Raw genomic sequence first — 19,135 nt, forward strand, 5'->3', positions numbered from 1 at the left:
CCTTTCAGGGATTTTCCAACAGGTTGTGCAGTTCGACGAATTGCTGGGTCAGCTTGTGCCGCGGGTCGAGGTGGATCAGCGGCGTGTTGGCCTGATGGGATTCGCGCATGCGCACCGAACTCGCCAGGTACACCGGCAGTACCGGCAGCCCTTCGGCGATCAGCTCGTCGAGGATTTGCTGGGGCAGGCTGGCGCGAGCCTGGAACTGGTTGACGACAATGCCTTCGACTTCCAGCCCTTCATTGTGGTCGTCCTTCAACTCTTCGATTTCCGCCAACAGCCCATACAGCGCCTGGCGCGAGAAGCTGTCGCAGTCGAAGGGGATCAGCACACGATCAGCGGCGATCAAGGCCGAGACGGCATAGAAATTCAGCGCTGGCGGGGTGTCGAGATAGATCCGGTCGTAATCACCGTCCAGCTCCTCGAGCAATTTACGCAGCTTGTTGATCTTGTGTTTGGCCTCAAGCTTGGGCTGCAAGTCTGCCAGCTCGGCGGTGGCAGTGATGACGTGAAGGTTGTCGAACGGAGTTTCGTAGATGTCGACCTGACCTTTCTTCGAGAACGGCCCGGAGGACAGGGTCTGCTTGAAGAAGTCGGCGATACCCATCGGGATATCCTCACCGGTGAGCCCCGTCAGGTATTGAGTGGAGTTGGCCTGGGCATCGAGATCCACCAATAACGTGCGATAGCCTTCGCTGGCGCTGACCGCCGCCAGATTGCAGGCAATGCTTGATTTGCCCACGCCACCTTTCTGATTGAACACCACGCGCCGCATGTCTAAACCTCCGTGTATCAAAGAATGACCGAGTGTAGTAGTCCACATCGCTGCTTAGCTACCTCGCCAGCATCTAGACTACACAGTCATAGGCAAATCTCTGGCCGGAAAAGCTGCCAACTCGTCCATTGATAGCCGACAGTGCCGACAGACATGTCCGCCGCATTGTGGGTAATGGCAAAACGACAGCTTTTCGCGAACCAGACGGTACATTTCGTTGCGCAAAATGTAACCAGCATTTGCTACACGCCCGCAGCACCGGGATAATGCGCGCCACTCGGCGTTAAGCGCCACGTCAGGTCAGCCGCGGTTCTTGCGACTCACCGCGTTAAAGGAAGCCCGCAGGGGCGGGATGAATGTCTGTGATCAACTTCAACATCGCCCAATGGCGCGCTTGGGCCCCTGGGCTTGAAAGCGTGGATGATTGGCAGGCCTGGAGCCGACAACCGGTCGTGCTCGAGCCCAGCGATGCCGCCCCGGATGTGTCGTTTCTGCCGGCCATGCAGCGTCGGCGACTCAGCCGTCTGGCGCGGATGGCGTTCAGTGTCGGCTGGCCCTTGGCCGATGGTCATCCGGATTTACCATTGGTCTTTATTTCTCGCCACGGCGAAACCCCGCGCACCTTCGAAATTCTCAGCGATCTGGCGACCGACCAACCGTTGTCGCCCACCCAGTTCAGCCTGTCGGTGCACAACGCGGTCATCGGTCTGTGGTCGATCATGCGTGGCGAAACCAGCGAAATGACCGCCCTCGCCGCCGCCGGCGATGGCCTTGAACACGGCATGCTAGAGGCCGCGGCGCTGCTTGAGGAAGGTGCGCCCGCGGTACTGCTGATCGTCACCGAAGAGCAACCGCCCGCCGCCTACTCGGCCTGGATCGATGATGTGCCTTTCCCTTATGCGGTCGGTCTGTTGATCACCCCCGGCAATCAGTGGCAACTGTCGCTGAACAGCGCCCCGCACACGTTGTCCAAAGCCCGCTGGCCCCATGCCCTGAATCTGTTGCGTACGCTGCTCGGCCAGCAAACAACCTGCCAACATGCCTGGAAAAATCGTGTATGGACCTGGCAACGCAACCCGTAACCGATAAGAACCGCGACGCCTACTACTGGCGCCTGCTGGCCACCGCCGCAAGCTTCACCCTGTTCGGGTTGAGCAGCCTGTGCCTGCGACTGGTGGTGTTCCCGTTGTTGAACTGCCTGCCGGGAGACGCTCAGGTCCATCGTCAGCGCGCGCGACATACGGTCAGTCGGTGTTTCTGGTTTTTCATTCGGTTCATGGCGCGCAGTGGCGTGCTGACCTATGACATACAGGGGGCGGAAAAGCTCGGGCGTCCAGGCCAAATGATCGTCGCCAACCACCCCTCGTTGATCGATGTGGTGTTTTTGATCGGCCTGGTGCGCCACGCCAACTGCGTGGTCAAGAAAAGCCTCTGGGAAAACCCGTTCACTCGCGGTCCGCTACGCTGTACCGAATACATCAGCAACGATGGCAGCATGGACATGCTCGACGCCGCTGCCGACGCGCTGAAAAGCGGTCAGACCCTGATCATTTTTCCCGAGGGCACCCGGACCCGACCCGGCCAACCGCCGGCCTTTCATCGGGGGGGCGCGGCAATCGCGCTGCGCGGTGCGAGAATCCTCACCCCGGTGATTATCAAGGTCAACCCGACCACATTGACCAAGGCCGAACCCTGGTATCGGATCCCCAAACGCCGCGTGCACTTCAGTTTTCGCGTCGGGGCCGATATAGACCCACAGGCCTTCGCTACGCAAGGCCCTGCACCCCAGGCCTCGCGCAAGCTCAACGACTATTTGCACTCTTACTTTATCAAGGAGCTCGCCGAAGATGAGCGATCAGAACACCGTTAGCCTGATGCAGGAAATCAAAGAGCTGATCATCGAAGCCCTGGGCCTCGAAGACATCAGCGTCGACGACATCGGCGACAACCAGACGCTGTTCGGCGAAGGCCTGGGCCTGGACTCGGTAGACGCGCTGGAACTCGGCCTGGCGATCCAGAAAAAGTACGGTATCAAAATCGATGCCGACGCCAAGGACACCCGTAATCACTTCAGCAACGTGGCGAGCCTTGCGGCGTTCGTCACTGCAAAACAGGCAGCTTGAGACCGGACCATGCAAACTCGTGACGATATTTTCAACACCCTGCGCGATGCTCTGGTCGAACTCTTCGAGCTGGACCCCGAGCGCATCAGCCTGGAATCCAACCTGTACCAGGATCTGGAAATCGACAGCATCGATGCGGTCGACCTGATCGATCACATCAAACGCCAGACCGGCAAGAAAATCGCCGCCGAAGAATTCAAATCGGTGCGTACCGTCAGCGACGTGGTCGAGGCGGTCTACCGTCTGGTTCAGCCCGCCGCATGAGCCGACTGATCGGCCTTGGCCTGCTGCTCGCAGGCCTGCTGTACCCCTTTGCGGTGTATTTCGGCATGGAGCATTTTGCCCCGTGGCAGTTCGGTCTGCTGCTGGGCAGCCTGTGGCTGGCGCGAGCACTGACCGGCGAACGGCGCCCCGGCAGCCTGTGGATGTCCACGGCCGCCATCGCGTTCTGCTTGCTGCTGGCAGCGTTCGACAGCCCGGTGCTGCTGCGTTGGTACCCGGTGCTGATCAGCGCGTTCATGCTGGCGCTGTTCGGTCTTAGCCTGAAATACGGCCCGCCGATGGTCGAACGCCTGGCCCGCCTGCGAGAACCTGAATTACCGCCCAGGGCCATTCGCTACACCCGCCAGGTGACCATTGCCTGGAGCGTGTTTTTTCTCTGCAACGGTTTGTGCGCCGCCGCCCTGACCCTTTGGGCGCCGCTGAGCTGGTGGATGTTGTACACCGGCCTGATCTCCTATGGATTGATCGGCCTGATGTTTGCCATTGAATGGCTGATACGACAACGGGTACGAGGCCACCCATGAATTGGATAAAACTTGAGCAACTGCTGCTCAAGGCTCAGCCGGAGCGTGCCGTGACGGCCGAGCCGGCGTTGAATCACGCGCAATTGTGCGACCGGGCCCTGAGCCTGGCTGCCGGCCTGCAAACCCAGGGTGTGCAGCGCATCGCCGTGCACCTTGAAGACGCCGCCGACCTGGCCATTGCCCTGCTCGGCGCCTGGCGTGCCGGGGTCAGCGTACTGCTGCCCGCCGACCTGCAAGCGCAGACGCGCCAGCGCTGGTCGACCGAGGTCGATCTGTGGCTGACCGATCAGGCCGACGATGCACACCTGAGCGATTATCGGCATCCGCCGCTGCCGGCCCACCCGCTGGACCTGGATCGTTGTCAGCTGAGCCTGTGCACCTCCGGCTCCAGTGGCGAACCCAAGCGCATCGACAAAACCCTGCGCCAACTGGCCAATGAAGTCGAAGCGCTGGAGCACTTGTGGGGCGCAGATCTGGGCGAAGCCTGCATCATCGGCAGCGTCGCCACCCAGCACATCTACGGGCTGCTGTTTCGGGTGTTGTGGCCGCTGTGTGCCGGGCGTTCGTTCGTGCGCAAGCAACTGGCTTTCCCCGAAGACTTGCAACGCGCCAGCCGCGAACACCCGGCCTTCGCCTGGGTTGCCAGCCCGGCGCTGCTCAAGCGCATGGGCGACAACCTCGACTGGCCAGCGCTGAGTGCAGTGCGCCGAGTGTTCTCCTCCGGTGGTGCGTTGCCCGCCGAAGCGGCGCAGAGCCTGCACGAACGCCTGCAACAATGGCCGACCGAGATCCTCGGCAGCTCGGAAACCGGCGGCATCGCCTGGCGTCAGGGTCAGAACCTCTGGCAGCCCTTCGCCGGCGTGGAGCTGAGCCAGGACAGCGATGGCGCCCTGCTTATCGCATCGCCATACCTGCCGGAAGGTCATATCGAACACACCGCCGATGCCGCGCGCATCACCGCCGACGGCCGTTTCGAGCTGTTGGGGCGGCTGGACCGGATCGTCAAACTGGAAGAAAAACGTATCTCGCTACCAATGCTCGAACACGCGCTGATGGCGCACGCCTGGGTCGCCGAAGCGCGCCTGGGAGTGGTTCAGGAAAACCGCGCCTCATTGGGGGCGCTGCTGGTGCTCAGCGAGCGAGGTATGCACGCGTTACGCAATCAGGGACGACGCAGCCTCACGCAGGCGTTGCGTCAGCATCTGAGCCAGCACTGTGAAACGCTGGCCCTGCCACGACGCTGGCGCCTGTTGCGGCAGTTGCCGCTGAACGCGCAGGGCAAACTGCCCCAGGCTGAGGTTGAAGCCTTGCTGCTGGCGCCCCGCCCAAAGGCGCCGCAAGTGCTGGAGCAGGTCGAAGCCGATGGTGAGTGGAGCCTGCAACTGGCCGTCCCGCCGGACCTGGCGTATTTCAGCGGACACTTTCCCCGGGCCCCGGTATTGCCCGGCGTGGTGCAAGTGGAGTGGGCAATGAGCCTGGGCCAACAATTGATGGACCTGCCGGCAAAGTTCGCCGGCATGGAAGTGCTGAAATTCCAGCAACTGGTGCGCCCTGGCGATGAAATCCAGTTGCACCTGCGCTTCGACCCGGTGCGCGGCAAATTGTATTTCGCCTATCGCAACGAAACCGCCACCTGCTCCAGCGGGCGGATTTTGCTGGAGGCTGCCAGCGATGCATAACCCCTGCGCCGTAATCCCGGTCTACAACCACGAAACCGCAATCACTGCCGTGGTCGATGCGCTGCTTGCCTGTGACCTGCCCTGCATTCTGGTGGACGATGCCAGCAGCCCCGCCTGCGCCAAGGTACTCGACCAACTGGCGCAGCGCGACAGGGTTTATCTGATCCGGCTCACCATCAATCAGGGCAAGGGCGGCGCAGTGATGACCGGCCTGCGGGAGGCTTCGCGCCTGGGCTTCAGCCATGCCTTGCAGGTGGACGCCGACGGCCAGCACGACCTGCAAGACGTCAAAGTCTTCATCGAATACTCACGCAACCATCCCGAGGCGGTGATCTGTGGCTATCCGCAATACGACGCCAGCGTGCCGAAGGGTCGTTTGTACGCGCGCTACCTGACTCACGTCATGGTCTGGATCAACACCCTGTCACTGCAGATTCGCGACTCGATGTGCGGCTTCCGTGTCTATCCATTACCGCCAACCCTGGCACTGATCGACTCGGCCAGGATCGGCAAGCGCATGGACTTCGACTCCGACATTCTGGTGCGCCTGGCCTGGCGCAATCAACCGATGCAATGGCTGAAAACCAGAGTTCATTACCCGCTGGACGGCGTTTCGCATTTCCGGCTGTTCTACGACAACGTACTGATTACGAGCATGCATACCCGGCTGTTCTTCGGCATGTTGCTGCGAGCACCGGTGATCCTCTGGCAACGGTGGCGGGCATGAACGGCAATGTAGACAAACAGCACTGGGCCGACCGCCAGGAGCGTGGCAGTTTCTGGCTGATGAAGTTCACCGCATTCTGCGCAAAGGTCTTGGGCCGACGCCTGCTGAGCCCGCTGCTCTACGGCATCGTGCTGTATTTTTTCCTGTTCGGACGCAGCGCCCGCCAAAGCGCCTGGCAATACCAGCAGCGGCTCGCCGACTGGAGCGGGCGCAGCGAATTGCGTCCGACTCATTGGCGGGTGTTCGGCCAGTTCATGGCCTTCGCCGACTCCATGCTCGACAAACTCGACGTGTGGAACGGCAAGCTGAGCATCGAACAGATCGAAATCATCGACCCGGCGCTGCTGCGCAACAAACTGCGTGGCACCCGCGGGCAGATGCTGGTGGGCGCGCACCTGGGCAATCTCGAGGTCTGCCGGGCACTGGCCGAGATCGGCGAGAAAGTCACCATGAACGTGCTGGTGCACACCAAGCACGCCGAGCAATTCAACCGCCTGCTGGGCGAAGCCGGGGCAACCAATCTGCGGCTGATCCAGGTCAGCGAACTCGACCCGGTGATCATGCTGCAACTGCATGAACGCCTGGAGCGCGGCGAGTGGCTGGCAATTGCCGGCGACCGTGTGCCGCTGCATGGCGGGCGCAGCGTGACGGTGGACTTTCTCGGTCATCAGGCAGCCTTCCCTCAGGGCCCTTGGCTATTGGCCGGTCTGCTGAAATGCCCGGTCAATCTGCTGCTGTGCCTGAAGAAACCCACGGGCGACTATCGACTGACCCTCGAACCGTTCACCGAGGCGGTGGTGTGGAAACGTAGCGAGCGCGAACAGGTCATTCATCAGTGGGCTTCGCGCTATGCCGAACGCCTGGGTCACTATTGCCTCGAAGCGCCCCAACAATGGTTCAACTTTTACCCTTTCTGGAAGACCGATGACGACGCCAACGCTTGAGCCGGTAACCTTCGGCGAACTCCCTTTGTGCATCGAAGACGTGCTGGCCCTGGCCAACCGTCAGGTGCCGACGCAGTTGCAGGGCGACCCCGAGTTTCGCCAGCGCATTGCCAAGGGTCCGCAGTTCCTTGACTCCCTGCTGGACAAGGAAGGCGTGATCTATGGCGTGACCACTGGTTATGGCGATTCCTGTGTGGTGGCGGTGCCGCTGCACCACGTCGAAGCCCTGCCTCGTCATCTGTACACATTCCACGGCTGCGGCCTGGGCAAACTGCTTGATGCCCAGGCCACCCGTGCGGTGCTGGCGGCACGTTTGCAGTCGCTGTGCCAGGGCGTGTCCGGGGTGCGCGTGGAGTTGCTGGAGCGCCTGCAAGCGTTCCTCGAACACGACATCCTGCCGCTGATTCCGGAAGAAGGTTCCGTGGGCGCCAGCGGTGATCTGACGCCGCTGTCCTACGTCGCCGCGACCTTGTCCGGCGAGCGCGAAGTGATGTTCCGCGGCGAACGCCGGCAAGCGGCTGATGTGCACAAGGAACTGGGTTGGCAACCGCTGGTATTGCGCCCCAAGGAAGCCCTGGCGCTGATGAACGGCACCGCCGTGATGACCGGCCTTGCGTGCCTGGCTTACGCCCGTGCCGATTACCTGCTGCAACTGGCCACGCGCATCACCGCGCTGAACGTGGTCGCTTTGCAGGGCAACCCGGAGCACTTCGACGAGCGCCTGTTCGCCGCCAAACCCCATCCAGGGCAGATGCAAGTCGCCGCGTGGTTGCGCAAGGATCTGGCGATCGACGCGCCGACCGCGCCGCTGCATCGCCTGCAAGACCGTTACTCCCTGCGTTGCGCGCCACACGTGCTCGGTGTACTGGCCGACAGCCTGAACTGGCTGCGCTCGTTCATCGAGATCGAACTCAACAGCGCCAACGACAACCCGATCATCGACGCCGAAGCCGAACGCGTGCTGCACGGCGGGCACTTCTACGGCGGCCACATTGCGTTCGCCATGGACAGCCTGAAAAACCTGGTGGCCAACGTCGCCGACTTGCTCGACCGTCAACTCGCGCTGCTGGTGGACGAACGCTACAACCATGGCTTGCCGAGCAACCTGTCCGGCGCCACCGCCGACCGTGCGATGCTCAACCACGGCTTCAAGGCCGTGCAGATCGGCACCAGCGCCTGGACCGCCGAAGCCCTGAAAAACACCATGCCGGCCAGCGTCTTCTCGCGCTCCACCGAGTGCCACAACCAGGACAAAGTCAGCATGGGCACCATCGCCGCTCGCGACGCCATCCGCGTGCTGGAGCTGACCGAACAGGTCGCCGCTGCCACCCTGCTGGCGGCCAATCAAGGCGTGTGGCTGCGTGGCCAGGCTGAAGACGCGCGCCCACTGCCACCGGCCCTGGCCGCGATGCACGAAGAATTGGCCAAGGACTTCCCGCCGGTCATCGAAGACCGCGCCCTGGAAGGCGAATTGCGCCTGTGCCTGCAACGCATCGCCGAGCAACACTGGAGGCTGCATGCGTAGCAAGGGAGTGCTTCACACCGATACGGAAATCCTCGTCCCGTTCTTTGACGTCGACACCATGAACGTGGTCTGGCACGGCCATTACGTCAAATACCTGGAAGTCGCCCGCTGTGCGCTGCTGGACAGGATCGGCCACAACTACGACGCCATGGTTGCGTCGGGTTACGCATGGCCGGTGATCGACTTGCAGTTGCGCTATGTGCGCGGCGCCGTGTTCGGCCAGAAGCTGAATGTGCGCGCCAGCCTGGTGGAATGGGAGAACCGACTGAAGATCAATTACCTGATCAGCGATCTCGCAACCGGCGAACGTCTGACCCGCGCTGTTTCAGTGCAGGTTGCCGTCGACATGAGCAGCCGCGAAATGCAGTTGGCTTCGCCCAAGGTGTTTACCGACGCGGTTGAAAGGGTGCTGCCATGAATTCGCTTTTCAAATGCCTTGGCGCTTTAGCGTTGCTCGGGCTTTCATCGTTGGCCCAGGCCTTCGATCTGCAGCAACTGAGCGATCAACTGGCCAAACCCGATGTGATCCACGGCAACTTCATCCAGGAAAAACACCTGCGTGCCCTGCCCCAGCCGCTGACCAGCAAGGGCACCTTCGTTCTGGCGAAGAGTCACGGCTTGCTCTGGCTGCTGAAAACACCGCTGCAACAGGACTACCGCATCAGCGACAAGGGCATTGCCCGGCGGGATGCCAGCGGCTGGCAAATGCTGCCGAACAAGAGTGCCGGCGCCGAACAGAACCGTTTGTTCCTCGCCGTGCTGCAAGGCGACAGCAGTGGCCTGCAACGGGATTTCGAGCTGTCGCTGAGCGGCGATGCGCAGAACTGGAAACTGACCCTGACCCCGCGTTCGATGCTGCTCAAGCAGGTGTTCAATCAGATCAACATTGACGGCGGCGAACTGGTGCACAACATCGAGCTGCTCGAAACCCAGGGTGACCGAACCCTGTTGCGCATGCAGGACAGCACCAGCGCCCAACCTTTGAGCGATGCGGAGCAACATGACTTTGCCGAGTGAACGGACGCTGCCACGGCTGTTTCTGATCCTGCTGCTGGCGGTGCTCGCGCTTGCCGGTTGGCAGTGGCGCGATGGCGCTCCACTGTCCGCCAACCTGATGGAACTGGTGCCAGGTACCGCGCCGGACGCGCTGGAACTGCGCGCCGAACAACGCATGCAAGAACCGCTGAACCGGGAAATGCTGGTGCTGGTCGGCCATAAAAACCGTCAGCAAGCCATCGCCATGGCGCAAAAAATCGGTGAGCAGTGGCAGGCCAGCGGCGTGTTCGAAAAGGTCCAGTGGAACCTGCAAGCCGACTTGCCGGCGCTGCGCACGCAATTGCTGCAAGGCCGACTGGCGATGCTGTCCGCGGCCGACCGCCAGCAACTCATCGAGCACCCCGACGCCTTTATCCAGCAACGGGTGCAAGCCCTGTTCGATCCCTTCACCGGGTTCAGCCTGGTGCCGAGCCAGGATGACTGGCTCGGCCTGACCGGGCGCATCCAGAACAGCCAGCCACAGCGCGGCTCGGTGCAGTTGGACATCGGCAGCGGCGTGCTGGCCGCCGATGCCGACGGCAAGAGCTGGGTGATGCTGCGGGCGCGAACCGTCGGCAACGCATTCGACATGAACCTGCCGCTGCAAGTGGCCGACCTGCTCCAGCACAGTCGCGAAGAAGCCGCCCAGGCGGATGTACAACTGCTCGCCGCCAGCGGCCTGCTGTATGCCGCCAGCGGTCAACGGCAAGCCGCGCGCGAGATCACCTGGGTCGGTGGCGGCGCCACCGTGGGGATTCTGTTGCTGCTGTTGCTGGCCTTCCGGCGTTGGCGGGTGGTGCTGGCGTTCGTCCCGGTGCTGGTGGGCATGCTGTTCGGCGCGGTGGCCTGCGTGGCGCTGTTTGGTCAGATGCATGTGATGACGCTGGTGCTGGGCTCAAGCCTGATCGGCGTGGCGGTGGATTACCCACTGCATTACCTGTCGAAAAGCTGGAGCCTGAAACCCTGGCACAGTTGGCCGGCGTTGCGCCTGACTCTGCCAGGGCTGACGCTGAGCCTGATCACCAGTTGCATCGGCTACCTGGCCCTGGCCTGGACGCCGTTCCCCGCCCTGACCCAGATTGCCGTGTTCTCCGCCGCTGGCCTGCTCGGCGCTTATCTGTCGGCGGTGTGCCTGCTGCCGGCGCTGCTCAAGGGCGCGCAACTGCGTCCGGCGCAATGGCCGATGCGCATTGCCGAGTCTTTGCTGGCACTGCGTGAATCGCTGCTCAAATACGTACGCACGCCGGTGTTGCTGGCGCTGTTGATCGCCTTCTGTGTTGGCGGTCTGTTGCAGTTGCAAACAAAAAACGACATTCGCCAATGGGTCGGCGCACCGCAGCAACTGACGGACGAAGCCCAGACCATTGCGCGCATCACCGGCTATCAACCCACCAGCCAGTTTTTCCTGGTGCGCGCGGCCAATCAGCAGGAGTTGCTCGAACGCCAAACGGCACTGAGCGAGCGCCTGGATCAGTTGGTCAACCTGGAGAAACTCCAGGGCTACCTGTCACTCAACCAACTGGTCAGCCCGCCGAGCGAACAACGCAAAGTGCGTGATGCACTGGGCAAGCTGCCGCAGTTCTGGCAACCGTTGCTCGAGCTTGGCGTGCCTGCTGACGCGCTGCAAGCCGAGTTGGCGAAGCTACAGGCGCTGCCCACCGAAGATATCGATGCGGCGCTGGCCGGCCCATTGGCCGAGCCCTACCGCACCCTGTGGCTGGGGCCGACCGATAACGGCGTGGCCGCGATGGTCAGCCTGCAAGGCTTGAACAATCCCGCGTTGTTGCGGGTCCAGGCGCTGGACTTGCCGGGTGTGCAACTGGTCGACCGCCTCGGCGACCTGAACAAGGTGTTCGCCGCAACTCAAATCAGCGCCGCTGAATTGAAACTCGCCTCCTGCGTGTTGATCGTGCTGGTGCTGATCCTGCCATTCGGTCTCGGTGGCGCACTGCGAATTGTCTCCCTGCCACTACTGGCGGCCCTGTGCAGCCTGGCAAGCCTCGGCTGGCTCGGGCAGCCGCTGACGCTGTTCAGCCTGTTCGGCCTGCTGCTGGTGACAGCCATCAGCGTCGACTACGCGATCCTCATGCGCGAACAGATCGGTGGCGCCGCCGCGAGCCTGTTGGGCACCATGCTGGCAGCCGCAACCACATGGCTATCGTTTGGCCTGCTGGCGGTGTCCAGCACACCGGCGGTGAGCAACTTCGGCCTGTCGGTGAGCCTCGGCCTGGCGTACAGCTTCATCCTGGCGCCGTGGGCCGGACGCCAAGTCCACACCGCCCCGGTTGCGGAGCCAGCAGCGTGATGGTCGCGGCGTTCTGGGTCATGGCCCTGGTGTTGTTCGCCGTGGCCACCCATGTCGGTCGACGTTTCGGTCTGATTCCAATCGTCAGCCAGTTGTTGCTGGCAACCTTCGGCCTGCCGCTGCTGATGTATTTCTGGATCGAACCGGGCTGGCATCTCAGTGGTGCCGACCTGATCTCGCCGGGTTGGCTGAAGAACCTCTACAGCCTGAGCTTTGCCTTGCTGCTGGGGCACATCCTCAGCGACGTGATCGACCTGCGACTGGATCGCCAGAGCCTGAAAATCGCCCTGCCGAGTTTCTGCATTCCGTTTGCCTGCGGGCTGGCGACAGCGGTCTGGCTACTGCCGCCACAGCCGTGGATCAGCTCGCTGGCGGTCGGTCTGTTGTTCGCCATCACAGCGATTCCGGTGTTGTACCTGTACCTGCGACACATCAACTACCCGCCCGCCGCCACCCGACGCCTGGTGCAGACCGCGATATTGATCGACCTGACTTGCTGGACCCTGTTCGCGTTCGCCCAGGGCAGCCTGCACCTGAGCAGCCTGTTGCTGCCGCTGGCCGGCGCCTGCCTGCCGTTGTTGCTGCGACTGCTCGGCTTGCGCCAACCGTTGCTGTACAGCGGCTGCTTCTTTGCACTGCTGGTGGTTGCCGAACACTTCAAGCTCAATGCGCTGATTTTCGGCATTGGTTACCTACTGTGCATGGCCGCGCTCAAGGTGCCGTTGGTGCTGCCATTGCCGACGGCGTGGATGAGTCGTTTGCAGACCTGGATCGCCATCCCGTTGATCCTCACGTTCGGCATCGTGCAGATCAACGTGCACAACGCCCTCGACAGTCTCGGTGGGGTGCAATTGGCCGCGCTTCTTCTGTTGCCGATCGCCAGCAAACTGTTGGGCAACTGGCTGGGCCTCGGCTGGGCCGGCGTCTCGTTTGAAGGTGCCAGCCGCTGGCGGGAAAGCCTTTTGCTGAATATCCGCGGCTTGAGCGAAATCGTTTTTCTCAACCTGCTGCTGCAACAACAACTCATCAGCCCCGAGCTGTATTTCGCGCTGATGTTGATGGGCCTGATCGCAACCCTGCTGCCGGCACTCGCCGGCATGCACCGAATCCCTTTGAACATCGCCGCCCCGGCAAGGAGCACCCGTGCCAACAGTTGAAATGGAACGTCGTCAGGTGGTGGTGATCGGTGCCGGCCCCTCGGGCGCCATCGCCGCCGCGCTGCTCAAGCGCAAAGGCCATGATGTGCTGATGATCGAACGCCAGCATTTCCCACGGTTTTCCATCGGTGAAAGCCTGCTGTCCCACTGCCTGGATTTCGTCGAAGAAGCCGGCATGCTCGACGCGGTCAATGCGGCCGGTTTCCAGTTGAAGAACGGTGCGGCATTCGCCTGGGGCGATCAGTACAGCACCTTCGATTTCGGCGAGACGTTCAGCAACGGCAAGCCGACGACCTTCCAGGTCCAGCGCGCCGACTTTGACAAGCTGCTGGCCGACCAGGCTGAATTGCAGGGAGTCGACGTCCGTTACGGCGAAGCCATCGTCAGCGTTGATTTCAGCTTGGCGAAACCGCAGCTCGATGTGCTTCGCGAAGATGGCAGCCAATACCGCGTCGAGGCCGATTTCGTGCTCGATGCCAGCGGCTACGGTCGCGTACTGCCTCGCTTGCTGGACCTTGAGGCACCGTCGAACTTTCCGGTGCGCCAGGCGGTGTTCACCCACGTCGAAGACTGTATCGACAGCCCGGCTTTCGAACGGGAAAAAATCCTCATTACCACCCATCCGACCCAGCGCGACATCTGGTTCTGGACCATCCCGTTCAGCAACGGTCGCTGCTCGGTGGGCGTCGTGGCAGCCGCCGAACACTTCGCAGGCCGCACCGAGAATCTGGACGATTGCCTGCGCGGTTTCATCGCCGAAACGCCAAGCCTGGCCGGGGTGCTGAACAACTCCGTATGGGATACCCCTGCGCGGACCATCGGCGGCTACTCGGCCAACGTCAAAACCCTGCATGGCCCTGGCTTCGCCTTGTTGGGCAATGCCGCAGAATTTCTCGACCCGGTGTTCTCCTCCGGCGTGACCATCGCCATGCGTTCGGCGAGCATGGCCGCCGGGGTGCTGCACCGCCAACTGCAAGGTGAAAGCGTCGACTGGCAGACCGAATTCGCCGAACCGCTCAAGCGCGGCGTCGACACCTTCCGTTGCTACGTCGAAGGCTGGTACGCCGGGACCTTTCAGGACGTGATTTTTTATCAGGGCGGTACAGAGGATATTCGCCGCATGATCAGCTCGATCCTCGCGGGTTACGCCTGGGATGAACGCAACCCGTTCGTCAGCGAACCTAAACGTCGACTGCGGATGATCTCGGACCTGTGCGCAAAGGATGCGACATGAGTTATTGGAGCGACAACTACGTCGAAGAAACCCGTTTCGGCTTCTGGTTCCTGCGCAGCCACACCTGGCAGCACCATGTATTGCGAGTGGCGATCAACGATTTGCGCAGCCTGTTCAGCGAGCCATTGCCCGACAGCCCAGTCTTGCTCGATGCCGGTTGCGGCCAGGGCAAGTCATTCCAGTACCTGCGCCAGACCTTCGCGCCCAAACGCCTGATCGGGCTGGATGCCGACCCTCACAGCCTGAACCTGAGCGGCGAAGAAGCGGCCCGTCAGGGCATGGAGGTAGAGCTGATCGGCAGTGACTGCGCCAGCATCAACGTGCCGGACGCCAGCGTCGATCTGCTGTTCTGTCACCAGACCTTCCATCATCTTGTCGAGCAGGATCAGGCCCTGGCCGAGTTCTATCGGGTGCTCAAGCCGGGCGGTTATCTGCTGTTCGCCGAGTCCACCGAGGCTTACATTGATACGTGGGTGATTCGCTGGCTGTTCCGCCACCCGATGCACGTGCAAAAGAGCGCCGCCGGCTACCTGGAGATGATTCGTCGGCAGGGTTTTGAATTCGGCCCGAAAAACGTGTCTTACCCTTACTTGTGGTGGAGTCGCGCCAAGGATTTCGGCCTGCTCGAACGCTTCGGCTTGCGTCAGCCAAAACCCTTTGGCCAACGGGAAGAAACCCTGGTCAATGTGGTCGCGCGCAAGCCCCTTGAAGAGAGTGTCTGATGATCCGTTTGCTGCTTCTGGGTTGTGTCCTGCTGCTGAGCGCCTGTGCTAGCCAGACGCCGCTGCCCGAGCGAACCCCGAACCTGGCGTTGCCGCTGCAATTGCACATCGAACGGCAGATGGCCGAGCAACGTCAGGACTGGCTGCTGGTGATCCAGCGTGAAGGCCCGGGCATTCGCTGGTCGATGATGGACCCGTTGGGGATTCCCGTGGCACGACAGAAACTGATCGATGGCCAATGGCAAGCCGACGGCTTGCTACCACCCAATCCGGAAGCCCGGGAGCTGTTCGCCGCCCTGTTGTTTGCATTGACTCCCGAAGGCGAGTTGCACGGCAACTATCCCGCTGCCCGGCAGCATGACGGGCAACGATCATTGTCAGCGCGCTGGAACATCCGCTATTCACAACCAAGTCTTTCGCAACCACCGAGCTTTGAATTGAACGTATCCCAAGGCCCGCACTATCGCGTCACCCCGTTAGGCGAAAACACGCCATGACCGCTTACCTGAATGCCCTCGGGGTAATCTGCGCCCTCGGCCGCGACAAGCAGGAAGTCGCCCGCAACCTGTTTGCCGGCGATTGCTCGGGCATACGCAACGAGGCCGGCTGGGTCGCGGAGCGCTCGTTGCCCGTGGCGGCGGTGCGTGGTGAGCTGGCACCGATTCCGGTTGAGCTGGCTCATCAAAGCAGTCGCAACAATCAATTGCTGCTGGAGGCCGCGCTGCAAATTCGCCAAGACATCGAGCAGGCGATCCAGACCTACGGCCGCGACCGTATCGGCGTCATTCTGGGCACTAGCACCTCAGGCATCGACGAGGCCAGCCGCGGCCTGGCCCATTACATCCGTGAACATCACTTCCCGGCCGATTATGACTATCAGCAGCAAGAGCTCGGCGCTCCGGCGACGTTTCTCGCCGACTGGCTGCAATTGAGCGGCCCGGCCTATGTGATCTCCACCGCCTGCACCTCCAGCGCCCGCGCGCTGATGAGTGCCCAACGGCTGCTCGACCTGGGCATGTGCGATGCTGTGTTGTGCGGTGGTGTCGACAGTTTGTGCAAGCTGACCCTCAATGGCTTCTCAGCCCTGGAAGCGGTGTCCGAGCAGCGCTGCAACCCGTTCTCGGCGAACCGCAACGGCATCAATATCGGCGAAGCCGCGGTGCTGTTCCTGATGAGCAAAACCGCCGGCAGCAGCCAACCGATTGCTTTGCTCGGCAGTGGCGCCAGCTCCGATGCACACCATATTTCCGCGCCGGAACCCACCGGCCGTGGCGCCCGGCAAGCCATGCACAAAGCCTTGAGCCGCGCAGGCCTGCAACCCCAACAGATCAGCTATCTGAACCTGCACGGCACCGCCACCCAACACAATGACGCCATGGAAAGCCTGGCTGTGACGGCGCTGTTTCCACAAGGCGTGCCCTGCTCGTCGACCAAGCCGATGACCGGCCATACCCTCGGCGCCGCTGGAGCCCTGGAAGCGGCGTTCTGCTGGTTGAGCCTGAGCGCGGATAACCACGAGCATGTCCTGCCGCCCCATGTCTGGGACGGGCAGCCCGACCCCAAGTTGCCGGCATTGCATTGGGTGACCCCGACCGACCACCTGACGTCCATTGCACCCCGCTACCTGATGAGTAATTCCTTTGCCTTTGGTGGCAATAACGTCAGCCTGATTATCGGAGACGCCTCATGATTACCTGGCCGCTCGCCGAATTGCTGCCCCATGCCGGCGACATGATCCTCATCGATCAGATCCTGTCGTTCGACGACGAGCAGATCTATACCCGACTCACCGTCAAGCCCGGCGGCCTGTTCAATCGCCCCGACGGCAGCCTGCCGGCCTGGGTCGGCATCGAGTTGATGGCCCAGAGCGTCGCCGCTTATGCCGGCTGCCATGCGCGCCAGAAAGGCAATGCGGTGGAACTGGGCTTCCTGCTTGGCAGCCGCAAATTCGAATGCAACGTGGAACACTTCCCCGCCGGCACCGAACTGACCATCCACGGGATACGCTCGCTGGAAGACGACAACGGCATGGGCGTATTCGAATGCCACATCACCGCCCCCGGCATCCACGCGACCGCCCGGTTGAACGTGTTCCGCCCGCCTCAAGCCGCTCAATATCTGCATGAATCCCAAGGAGTCGAGTGATGACTGAATCCGTACTGGTCACCGGCTCCAGCCGTGGTATTGGCCGCGCCATCGCATTGCGTCTGGCCCGGGCCGGGCATGACATCGTGCTGCACTGCCGCAGCGGCTTGGCGGACGCCGAAGCCGTCAAAGCCGAAGTGGAAGCCTTGGGCCGCAACGCGCGCATCCTGCAATTCGACGTCAGCAGCCGCGCCAGCTGCAAAGCCATTCTTGAAGCCGACGTGGAAGCTCACGGCGCCTATTACGGCGTGGTGCTCAACGCTGGCCTGACCCGCGACGGTGCTTTTCCGGCCCTGAGCGAGGAGGATTGGGATGTGGTGATGCGCACCAACCTCGACGGTTTCTACAACGTGCTGCACCCGGTGATGATGCCGATGATCCGTCGTCGCGCCGCCGGGCGGATTGTTTGCATTACTTCGGTGTCCGGGCTGATCGGCAATCGCGGGCAGGTCAATTACAGCGCCTCCAAGGCCGGGCTGATCGGCGCGGCCAAGGCGTTGGCGATTGAACTGGGCAAGCGCAAAATCACGGTTAACTGTGTCGCACCCGGCCTGATCGACACGGCGATGCTCGATGAAAACGTGCCGGTGGAAGAACTGATGAAAATGATCCCCGCACAACGCATGGGCACCCCGGAAGAGGTGGCCAGTGCAGTGAATTTCCTGATGTCGGCGGAAGCCTCGTACATCACCCGGCAGGTTCTGGCCGTCAACGGAGGCCTGTGCTGATGAAGCGCGTCGTCGTCACCGGCATGGCCGGCATCACCTCACTGGGCAGCGACTGGGACACCATCGCCGCCAACTTCGCCGCCAACCGCAGCGGCATTCGTCGCATGCACGAGTGGGATCGCTTTACCGAACTCAATACCCGCCTGGCCGGGCCGATCGACGACTTCCAGGTGCCCGGCCACTGGACGCGCAAGCAGTTGCGCAGCATGGGCCGGGTATCGCGGCTGGCAGTCGGCGCTGCAGAACAGGCCCTGGCGGACGCCGGGCTGCTGGGTGACGAGTCGATCAAGGACGGGCGCATGGGCGTGTCCTGCGGCTCGTCCACCGGCAGCACCGACGAGATCAAGGCGTTCGGCAAAATGTTGCTCAATTCGGTGGCCGAAGGCCTGAACGCCAACTCCTACGTGCGGATGATGCCGCACACCACGGCAGCGAATATCAGCATCTTCTTCGGCCTCACCGGCCGACTGATCCCGACCTCCAGTGCCTGCACCAGCGGCAGCCAGGGCATCGGTTACGCCTACGAGTCGATCAAGTTCGGCCGCCTGCCGCTGATGCTCGCCGGCGGTGCCGAAGAGCTGTGCCCGACCGAGGCCATGGTGTTCGATGCGCTCTACGCCACCAGCCTGAAAAACGATGCCCCGCAAACCAGCCCGCGCCCTTACGACAGCGGCCGCGATGGCCTGGTCATCGGTGAGGGCGGCGGCATGCTGGTACTCGAAGAACTCGAACACGCCCTGGCGCGTGGCGCCCGCATCCACGCCGAGATCGTCGGTTTCGGCAGCAACGCCGACGGCCAGCATGCCACCCGCCCCGAGCTGATCACCATGCGCCGGGCCATGGAGCTGGCTTTGGAAGACGCCGGGCTCGACCCAAGCGCCATCGGTTATGTAAATGGTCACGGTACGGCGACAGAACAGGGCGACATTGCCGAAACACTGGCGACCAACAGTTTGTTCGGCGAACACATGCCGATCAGCTCGCAGAAGAGCTTCCTCGGCCATACCCTGGGAGCCTGCGGCGCGCTGGAATCCTGGTTCAGCATCGAAATGATGAACCGCGACCTTTACGTGCACACCTTCAACCTCGATGAGGTCGATCCACAGTGCGGCAAGCTCGATTACCTGCGCGGTGAATTCCGGCAGATGAGCAACCAGTACGTGATGAACAACAACTTCGCTTTTGGTGGGGTCAACACCTCGTTGATCTTCCGCCGCTGGTCGTAAACGA

At 62.2% G+C, this 19,135-nt stretch carries 21 protein-coding genes; 20 read left to right on the plus strand and 1 reads right to left on the minus strand.

Annotated features, from left to right (window positions below; translation table 11 throughout):
- Positions 1-4: 4 nt before the first annotated feature.
- Complete coding sequence (locus AC1RL4_RS20545) at positions 5-775, minus strand: ParA family protein (RefSeq protein ID WP_019581884.1); 771 nt, start codon at positions 773-775, stop codon at positions 5-7.
- A 356-nt stretch (positions 776-1,131) separates the two neighbouring features.
- Here AC1RL4_RS20545 and AC1RL4_RS20550 point away from each other — a divergent pair, with 356 nt between their 5' ends.
- The 20 genes from AC1RL4_RS20550 to AC1RL4_RS20645 are packed head-to-tail and all read left to right on the plus strand — an operon-like array spanning position 1,132 to position 19,131.
- A complete protein-coding gene (locus AC1RL4_RS20550) occupies positions 1,132-1,857 on the plus strand; it encodes a beta-ketoacyl synthase chain length factor (protein WP_019581883.1) in 726 nt (241 codons plus the stop codon).
- Entirely contained in the window at positions 1,833-2,645 is an 813-nt protein-coding gene (locus tag AC1RL4_RS20555) for a lysophospholipid acyltransferase family protein (protein ID WP_018928587.1), read from the plus strand. The genes AC1RL4_RS20550 and AC1RL4_RS20555 overlap by 25 nt, the downstream gene beginning before the upstream one ends.
- Positions 2,623-2,898 (plus strand): phosphopantetheine-binding protein, encoded by a 276-nt coding sequence (locus AC1RL4_RS20560; RefSeq protein WP_018928588.1) that lies wholly within the window; start codon positions 2,623-2,625, stop codon positions 2,896-2,898. The genes AC1RL4_RS20555 and AC1RL4_RS20560 overlap by 23 nt, the downstream gene beginning before the upstream one ends.
- A 9-nt stretch (positions 2,899-2,907) precedes the next feature.
- The gene (locus AC1RL4_RS20565) at positions 2,908-3,162 is read left to right on the plus strand and encodes an acyl carrier protein (protein WP_007936741.1); all 255 of its coding nucleotides are present in this window, start codon (positions 2,908-2,910) and stop codon (positions 3,160-3,162) included.
- Positions 3,159-3,704, plus strand: coding sequence for a COG4648 family protein (locus AC1RL4_RS20570; RefSeq protein WP_204123931.1), 546 nt, complete (start codon positions 3,159-3,161; stop codon positions 3,702-3,704). The genes AC1RL4_RS20565 and AC1RL4_RS20570 overlap by 4 nt, the downstream gene beginning before the upstream one ends.
- On the plus strand, positions 3,701-5,383 hold the full coding sequence (locus tag AC1RL4_RS20575) for an acyl-CoA synthetase family protein (RefSeq protein WP_230175607.1): 1,683 nt from the start codon (positions 3,701-3,703) through the stop codon (positions 5,381-5,383). Before AC1RL4_RS20570 ends, AC1RL4_RS20575 begins: the two co-directional genes overlap by 4 nt.
- Positions 5,376-6,110 carry a glycosyltransferase family 2 protein gene (locus tag AC1RL4_RS20580; RefSeq protein WP_019581880.1) on the plus strand — a complete coding sequence of 245 codons (735 nt, stop codon included), beginning with the start codon at positions 5,376-5,378 and terminating at the stop codon, positions 6,108-6,110. The genes AC1RL4_RS20575 and AC1RL4_RS20580 overlap by 8 nt, the downstream gene beginning before the upstream one ends.
- The gene (locus AC1RL4_RS20585) at positions 6,107-7,054 is read left to right on the plus strand and encodes a lysophospholipid acyltransferase family protein (RefSeq protein ID WP_019581879.1); all 948 of its coding nucleotides are present in this window, start codon (positions 6,107-6,109) and stop codon (positions 7,052-7,054) included. Before AC1RL4_RS20580 ends, AC1RL4_RS20585 begins: the two co-directional genes overlap by 4 nt.
- A complete protein-coding gene (locus tag AC1RL4_RS20590) occupies positions 7,035-8,579 on the plus strand; it encodes an HAL/PAL/TAL family ammonia-lyase (protein WP_019581878.1) in 1,545 nt (514 codons plus the stop codon). Before AC1RL4_RS20585 ends, AC1RL4_RS20590 begins: the two co-directional genes overlap by 20 nt.
- Positions 8,572-8,997, plus strand: a complete 426-nt coding sequence (locus tag AC1RL4_RS20595) for an acyl-CoA thioesterase (protein ID WP_018928594.1) — start codon at positions 8,572-8,574, stop codon at positions 8,995-8,997. Before AC1RL4_RS20590 ends, AC1RL4_RS20595 begins: the two co-directional genes overlap by 8 nt.
- Positions 8,994-9,596: an outer membrane lipoprotein carrier protein LolA gene (locus AC1RL4_RS20600; protein WP_019581877.1), complete on the plus strand. Its 603-nt coding sequence runs from the start codon at positions 8,994-8,996 to the stop codon at positions 9,594-9,596. Before AC1RL4_RS20595 ends, AC1RL4_RS20600 begins: the two co-directional genes overlap by 4 nt.
- Positions 9,580-11,919 (plus strand): MMPL family transporter, encoded by a 2,340-nt coding sequence (locus AC1RL4_RS20605; protein ID WP_230175606.1) that lies wholly within the window; start codon positions 9,580-9,582, stop codon positions 11,917-11,919. The genes AC1RL4_RS20600 and AC1RL4_RS20605 overlap by 17 nt, the downstream gene beginning before the upstream one ends.
- Positions 11,919-13,076 (plus strand): sodium:proton antiporter, encoded by a 1,158-nt coding sequence (locus AC1RL4_RS20610; RefSeq protein ID WP_230175610.1) that lies wholly within the window; start codon positions 11,919-11,921, stop codon positions 13,074-13,076. Before AC1RL4_RS20605 ends, AC1RL4_RS20610 begins: the two co-directional genes overlap by 1 nt.
- Positions 13,063-14,310, plus strand: coding sequence for an NAD(P)/FAD-dependent oxidoreductase (locus AC1RL4_RS20615; protein ID WP_019581874.1), 1,248 nt, complete (start codon positions 13,063-13,065; stop codon positions 14,308-14,310). Before AC1RL4_RS20610 ends, AC1RL4_RS20615 begins: the two co-directional genes overlap by 14 nt.
- On the plus strand, positions 14,307-15,032 hold the full coding sequence (locus tag AC1RL4_RS20620) for a class I SAM-dependent methyltransferase (RefSeq protein WP_096481357.1): 726 nt from the start codon (positions 14,307-14,309) through the stop codon (positions 15,030-15,032). The genes AC1RL4_RS20615 and AC1RL4_RS20620 overlap by 4 nt, the downstream gene beginning before the upstream one ends.
- A complete protein-coding gene (locus tag AC1RL4_RS20625; RefSeq protein WP_019581872.1) occupies positions 15,032-15,529 on the plus strand; it encodes a DUF3261 domain-containing protein in 498 nt (165 codons plus the stop codon). The genes AC1RL4_RS20620 and AC1RL4_RS20625 overlap by 1 nt, the downstream gene beginning before the upstream one ends.
- Positions 15,526-16,722 (plus strand): beta-ketoacyl-[acyl-carrier-protein] synthase family protein, encoded by a 1,197-nt coding sequence (locus tag AC1RL4_RS20630; protein ID WP_230175605.1) that lies wholly within the window; start codon positions 15,526-15,528, stop codon positions 16,720-16,722. Before AC1RL4_RS20625 ends, AC1RL4_RS20630 begins: the two co-directional genes overlap by 4 nt.
- Positions 16,719-17,177 carry a hotdog family protein gene (locus AC1RL4_RS20635; protein ID WP_018928602.1) on the plus strand — a complete coding sequence of 153 codons (459 nt, stop codon included), beginning with the start codon at positions 16,719-16,721 and terminating at the stop codon, positions 17,175-17,177. The genes AC1RL4_RS20630 and AC1RL4_RS20635 overlap by 4 nt, the downstream gene beginning before the upstream one ends.
- Entirely contained in the window at positions 17,177-17,905 is a 729-nt protein-coding gene (gene fabG / locus AC1RL4_RS20640; RefSeq protein ID WP_028939623.1) for a 3-oxoacyl-ACP reductase FabG, read from the plus strand. Before AC1RL4_RS20635 ends, fabG begins: the two co-directional genes overlap by 1 nt.
- Positions 17,905-19,131, plus strand: coding sequence for a beta-ketoacyl-ACP synthase (locus tag AC1RL4_RS20645; protein ID WP_019581869.1), 1,227 nt, complete (start codon positions 17,905-17,907; stop codon positions 19,129-19,131). Before fabG ends, AC1RL4_RS20645 begins: the two co-directional genes overlap by 1 nt.
- The last annotated feature ends 4 nt before the right edge of the window (positions 19,132-19,135 follow it).

Source organism: Pseudomonas sp. GW822-FHT07A10, assembly GCF_058798795.1.

Coding starts and splice junctions, on each gene's coding strand:
- AC1RL4_RS20545 (WP_019581884.1), bottom strand. CDS start 775: ATGCGGCGCGTGGTGTTCAATCAGAAAGGTGGCGTGGGCAAATCAAGC.
- AC1RL4_RS20550 (WP_019581883.1), top strand. CDS start 1,132: ATGTCTGTGATCAACTTCAACATCGCCCAATGGCGCGCTTGGGCCCCT.
- AC1RL4_RS20645 (WP_019581869.1), top strand. CDS start 17,905: ATGAAGCGCGTCGTCGTCACCGGCATGGCCGGCATCACCTCACTGGGC.
- AC1RL4_RS20580 (WP_019581880.1), top strand. CDS start 5,376: ATGCATAACCCCTGCGCCGTAATCCCGGTCTACAACCACGAAACCGCA.
- AC1RL4_RS20620 (WP_096481357.1), top strand. CDS start 14,307: ATGAGTTATTGGAGCGACAACTACGTCGAAGAAACCCGTTTCGGCTTC.
- AC1RL4_RS20565 (WP_007936741.1), top strand. CDS start 2,908: ATGCAAACTCGTGACGATATTTTCAACACCCTGCGCGATGCTCTGGTC.
- AC1RL4_RS20585 (WP_019581879.1), top strand. CDS start 6,107: ATGAACGGCAATGTAGACAAACAGCACTGGGCCGACCGCCAGGAGCGT.
- AC1RL4_RS20595 (WP_018928594.1), top strand. CDS start 8,572: ATGCGTAGCAAGGGAGTGCTTCACACCGATACGGAAATCCTCGTCCCG.
- AC1RL4_RS20560 (WP_018928588.1), top strand. CDS start 2,623: ATGAGCGATCAGAACACCGTTAGCCTGATGCAGGAAATCAAAGAGCTG.
- AC1RL4_RS20630 (WP_230175605.1), top strand. CDS start 15,526: ATGACCGCTTACCTGAATGCCCTCGGGGTAATCTGCGCCCTCGGCCGC.
- AC1RL4_RS20575 (WP_230175607.1), top strand. CDS start 3,701: ATGAATTGGATAAAACTTGAGCAACTGCTGCTCAAGGCTCAGCCGGAG.
- fabG (WP_028939623.1), top strand. CDS start 17,177: ATGACTGAATCCGTACTGGTCACCGGCTCCAGCCGTGGTATTGGCCGC.
- AC1RL4_RS20570 (WP_204123931.1), top strand. CDS start 3,159: ATGAGCCGACTGATCGGCCTTGGCCTGCTGCTCGCAGGCCTGCTGTAC.
- AC1RL4_RS20610 (WP_230175610.1), top strand. CDS start 11,919: ATGGTCGCGGCGTTCTGGGTCATGGCCCTGGTGTTGTTCGCCGTGGCC.
- AC1RL4_RS20555 (WP_018928587.1), top strand. CDS start 1,833: ATGGACCTGGCAACGCAACCCGTAACCGATAAGAACCGCGACGCCTAC.
- AC1RL4_RS20605 (WP_230175606.1), top strand. CDS start 9,580: ATGACTTTGCCGAGTGAACGGACGCTGCCACGGCTGTTTCTGATCCTG.
- AC1RL4_RS20625 (WP_019581872.1), top strand. CDS start 15,032: ATGATCCGTTTGCTGCTTCTGGGTTGTGTCCTGCTGCTGAGCGCCTGT.
- AC1RL4_RS20590 (WP_019581878.1), top strand. CDS start 7,035: ATGACGACGCCAACGCTTGAGCCGGTAACCTTCGGCGAACTCCCTTTG.
- AC1RL4_RS20635 (WP_018928602.1), top strand. CDS start 16,719: ATGATTACCTGGCCGCTCGCCGAATTGCTGCCCCATGCCGGCGACATG.
- AC1RL4_RS20600 (WP_019581877.1), top strand. CDS start 8,994: ATGAATTCGCTTTTCAAATGCCTTGGCGCTTTAGCGTTGCTCGGGCTT.